2 pseudogenes are annotated in these 1,568 nt (G+C 75.1%); both read left to right on the forward strand.

Annotated elements, in window-relative coordinates:
* Positions 1–42: 42 nt before the first annotated feature.
* A pseudogene (locus BN2279_RS28890) lies at positions 43–396 on the forward strand (SIS domain-containing protein); the annotation flags it as partial.
* A gap of 65 nt (positions 397–461) precedes the next feature.
* Positions 462–1,454, forward strand: a pseudogene (gene manA, locus BN2279_RS09620) (mannose-6-phosphate isomerase, class I); the annotation flags it as partial.
* Positions 1,455–1,568 lie beyond the last annotated feature (114 nt).

The raw sequence follows: 1,568 nt of genomic DNA on the forward strand, positions 1-1,568 counted from the left end.
TCCCGTCTGTCCCGGGGACTCGGAAATGTGTAAAAGAGACGGGCCCTCACCGCCGCGCTGCCGGAGGCCCTGACCGCCCACGGCGCGCTGCTCCACGGCACCCTGGGCCCGGGCGCCGACCCCGACGACTTCTTCCGCGACCGGGTCGAGGAGCCCTCGCCGCTGAACGCGCGGGTGCTCCTGCTCCGCGACCGGATCCCCGGCCCCGACGACGGCGCGGCCCGCGCCGCGAGCGCGGCCGACGCCGCCCGCGACCTGGCCTTCGACCTGGGCGTCGCGTTCGGCGAGCTGGCGACGGCGGAGGGCGGCGAGCCCCTGGAGACCGCGGGCGAGATGATCGCCCACCTCGACTTCACCGCCGTCTACCTGGCGCTCGCCACCGGGGTCCGCCTCTAGCGCCCCGCCACCGACGTCACCACGGACCCGCACCGTACGTCTCGACGCAGAAAGCACCCGCGCGCATGGACCGCCTCCACAACACCGTCCGGACCTACGCCTGGGGCTCGGCCACCGCCATCCCCGAGCTGCTCGGCACCGAACCCACCGGCGAACCCCAGGCCGAGCTGTGGATGGGCGCCCACCCCGGCGCCCCCTCCCGCGTCGACCGCGGCGCCGGGCCCGTCTCCCTCGCCGACGTCATCGCCGCCGACCCCGACGGCGAACTGGGCGCGGACGCGGTCGCCGCGTTCGGCCCGAAGCTGCCGTTCCTCCTCAAGCTGCTCGCCGCCGAGATCCCGCTCTCCCTCCAGGTGCACCCCGACCTCGCCCAGGCCCGTACCGGCTTCGCCGCCGAGGAGGAGCGCGACGTCCCCGTGGACGCCCCGCACCGCAACTACAAGGACACCAACCACAAGCCCGAACTCATCTGCGCGCTCACGCCGTTCGACGGACTGTGCGGCTTCCGCCCCGCGGCCGAGGCCGCCGGTCTCCTCGACGGCCTCGGTGTCGGCTCGCTCAAGCCCTACGCCGACGCGCTGCGCGCCCACCCCGAGACCGGCGCGCTGCGCGAGGTCCTCACCGCCGTCCTCACCGCCGAACCCGTGGCGATGGCCCGGACCGTCGCCGAAGCCGCCGACGCGGCGGCCCGGTTGGGCGGCGAGTACGCCGTGTACGCGGAACTGGCCCGGCACTTCCCCGGCGACCCCGGCGTGATCGCGGCGATGCTGCTCAACCGCGTCCGCCTCGCGCCGGGCGAGGCCCTCTTCCTCGGCGCCGGCGTCCCGCACGCCTACCTGCGCGGCCTGGGCGTCGAGATCATGGCCAACTCGGACAACGTCCTGCGCTGCGGCCTCACCCCCAAGCACGTGGACGTGCCCGAGCTGCTGCGGGTGGTGCGTTTCGAGGCCGGGGAGCCCGGCGTCCTGCGCCCCGCCGCCGCGCCCGGCGACGGAACGGGCGAGGAGGTGTACGCGACACCGATCGACGAGTTCCGCCTCTCCCGCCACGTCCTGGCGGCCCGGTTGGGCGGCGAGTACGCCGTGTACGCGGAACTGGCCCGGCACTTCCCCGGCGACCCCGGCGTGATCGCGGCGATGCGCTCGTTGTCATGACGGCTGCTCCTCACCGAT

This window comes from Streptomyces specialis, from assembly GCF_001493375.1.
GTDB lineage: Bacteria > Actinomycetota > Actinomycetes > Streptomycetales > Streptomycetaceae > Streptomyces > Streptomyces specialis.